Source organism: Streptomyces nanhaiensis (genome assembly GCF_046614825.1).
GTDB lineage: Bacteria > Actinomycetota > Actinomycetes > Streptomycetales > Streptomycetaceae > Streptomyces > Streptomyces radiopugnans.
This window is the reverse complement of record NZ_JBKJFM010000296.1, coordinates 1-2954: the sequence shown is the minus strand read 5'-3', so window position 1 is coordinate 2954 and position 2954 is coordinate 1. Positions and strand designations below refer to the sequence as shown.

Sequence of the window (2954 nt, the reverse complement as noted above, 5' to 3'; positions counted from 1 at the left end):
GCCCGCCGCCGTCATGCCCGGCCCGGCGTCCTGCCGCCCGGCCGCACCCGGCACCCGCACCGTCGCCACCGCCCGCCAGCTCGCGCCGCCGTCGGTGGACAGCTCGCCGGTGTACTCGGCGCCCGCGCGCCGCAGCCGCAGCAGCACCGGGGCCTTCACCCCGGTGACCCGGCGGTAGGAGTCCAGCGTGCCGTCGCCACTGGAGTCGTACGACAGCACCACCCCGTTGGCCGGGGTCACCGACAGGTTGACGAAGCCCGGCGATCCGGCCCGCGCCAGGTCGTTGCGGACGAGGATCCCCGCCCTCGCCCACGGCCCGGTCTCGGCCTGCGAGTCGACCCGCACCGTCACCGAGCCGCGCTCGCCCAGCCCGCCCGGCCGGTACACGGCGCCGAACTCCGCGGTGCCCCGCCACAGGTCCGCGCCGCCGCCGTGCACGGCGTACCGCTCGCCCATCCGGCCGAAGACCGCCCCGTTGGTGGAGACCGTGCGCAGTCCCGCCGGCAGCGGCCCGGCCAGGAACAGCGAGCCGCCCAGCTCCGCGCGGACCCGCCGCCCGCCGCCCTCGGGCCCGTACCGCGCCGTCAGGCCGTACGACAGCTCCCGCAGCGGTGCGGTCAGCGGCCGGCCGGGGGCGGTCACCCGCCAGCGGACCCGGGTCCGGCCGCCGGGCGGCACGCGGTCCGCGGTGGTGGGGTCCAGCGGCACCGCCTGCAGGCCGGTGGAGCCGGTGGACAGGGCGAACTCGACCGGGCCCGCGGCCCGCAGCCCGTTGGTGTTGGTGAAGGAGGCGGTCAGCATCCCGCGACCGCCAGGCTCCAGCGCCGCCGGCTCCAGCGCGGCCTCCAGCCGCCCCTGGTAGGGCGCGCGGGCGAGGCTGTCGCGCACGCGCAGCGCGGTGGCGTACGGATCGCCCGACGGCCGCAGCGGATACTCCCGGCGCTCGCGCGTCCAGGGCTCCTCCACCGCGTACCAGTCGATCGGCGCGGGCCGCCGGCCCGAGGCCAGTGCGGCGTCCAGCTCGTCCAGCAGCAGCCGCCAGCGCGGCAGGTGGAAGTCGCCCGTCAGCCCCTGCCAGTCGCGGTTGGCGTAGTCGCGCAGCTTTCCGGCGTCGGCGGTGGCCCGCTCGCCCCACACCGTCAGCAGGACCCGGGCGGTGCGCTCCAGCTCCGCCGCCTCCTCGGGGGAGGCCGCCATGCGGCGGGCGGCGTCCGTCCACGGACCCAGCAGGAACATCCGGTGCGTTCCGGCCAGTTCGTCGGTGAGCGTCATCAACCGCAGCCACAGCGCCGACAGTTCCCGGAAGGCCCCCAGGTCGCCGCCCTCGTAGGCGGCGCGCAGCTGGGGCAGCAGCACCCGGCTGCGGTTGGCCAGGGCCTGCCGGGCGACGTCCACTAGGTCGTGGCGGTAGGCGTCGCCGCCGCGCAGGGCGGGGGCGGTCTCCAGCAGCCCGTCCAGGGCGGCGTCGAAGCGCGCCGGGTCGTAGGTCAGCTCGGTGGGCCCGTACTGCCCGGCCCGGGTGGCGGCGAGATCGGGGCGGGCGGCGAAGAGGCTGTCGTGGGCGAAGCCGTAGAGCTTCGCTTGGTGCCGGTAGGCGGTGTCGTGCAGCGCCCGCCAGGCGTCCCGCGCCCGCGGGTCGGCGCCGCCGTAGCGGTACCCGGCGTACCGGGCGAACCAGCCGGGCAGGTCCACCGGGCCGGTGCGCCAGGCCAGTTCGGAGAAGAAGTCGAAGGCGGCCGGGTCGCGGTCGGCGGCCTCCGGCAGGTACGCGGTGCCCGCCAGGGCGCTGCCGGGCTTGTCGCGCCAGGCGTGGAAGCGCTCGTTCCACACATGGGTCTTCGCACCCAGCGTCGTGCGGCCGCCGAAGTTGGGGATCGCGCCGAAGCAGTAGGGGGTGCCGTTCCAGTCGGCCTCGCGGTCGTGGACGGTCTCGGTGCGCTCGGAGATGCCGTCGACGATGAGCATCCGGCTCTTGTCCACGGCGTCCACCAGCTCGCGCCGCGGGTTGCCCTGCCAGCCCAGGATCACCCACACCGCCTCCGGATGGGCTCTGCGCAGCGCCCTCTCCACCCCCCGCGCGGCCTCGGCCACCGGCACGTCCCCGGCGCTCCCGCCCTCGTGCAGCAGGTCCATCTTGAAGTGCGACGCCCTGCCGAACAGCTCCCGCTGGTGCCGGTAGAAGGAGGCGGCGACGTCGGCGAAGACGGGGGTGCGCGGGTCGAGCCAGTCGGGCCGGGCGAAGCCGTGCCAGGTGCCCTGCGGGACGGTGCGTGCGCCGGGGACGCGCCCGGCGAAGTCCCTGGGCACCGAGCCGTAGTAGCCGGGCAGCACCGGGTGCATGCCCAGTTCCCGCAGCCGGGCGGTGATGCGCCGCCCCAGCTCCACGCGCCGCCCGATCAGCTCCGGGCTCATCGGGCCGCCGTAGCCGCTGAGGTTCTGCAGGTGCCACCAGGGCTGGTGGGAGGGGGCGGGCAGCCAGCGGCGGGCCTCGGCGTCGGAGTAGCCGAAGTCCCGCAGCAGCCGGTGGTAGACGGCCTCCTGCCCGGCGATGACCATCACCTGGTTGCAGCCGTGCAGGGCGAGCACGTCGATCAGCCGCTCCCAGTAGGGCCAGTCGGCGTAGGGGTGGGTGTAGCCGTCGTTGGTGTCGTTGAGCGCGAAGCGGTTGGGCAGCGTGGTGGAGCGCTCCAGGGGGCGCTCGGGCGCGGGCAGGGTGGCGGGCAGACCGAGGTTGCGCCCGGCCCAGGAGATGTGCGCGGAGCAGACCTCCTTGAGGTACCAGTGGACGCCGGTGAGCAGTACGGCCGGGCTGGTGCCGGACACCTCCACCCGGCCGGCCGCGCCCGCGACCCGGAACCGCTCGGTGCCGCCGGACGCCGCCGACGCGGCCAGCCGGAACTGCGCGGCGTGGTCCGGCAGCAGCCGGCGCAGCGCGGCGTCGCGGTCACTCTCCC

1 protein-coding gene is annotated in these 2954 nt (G+C 76.3%); it reads right to left on the bottom strand.

The annotated features are described in order from the left end of the window. Nucleotides 1–2954, bottom strand: a 2954-nt coding sequence (locus tag ACLIYP_RS30005; protein WP_412716230.1) for an alpha-N-acetylglucosaminidase, incomplete at both ends; no start/stop codon positions are given.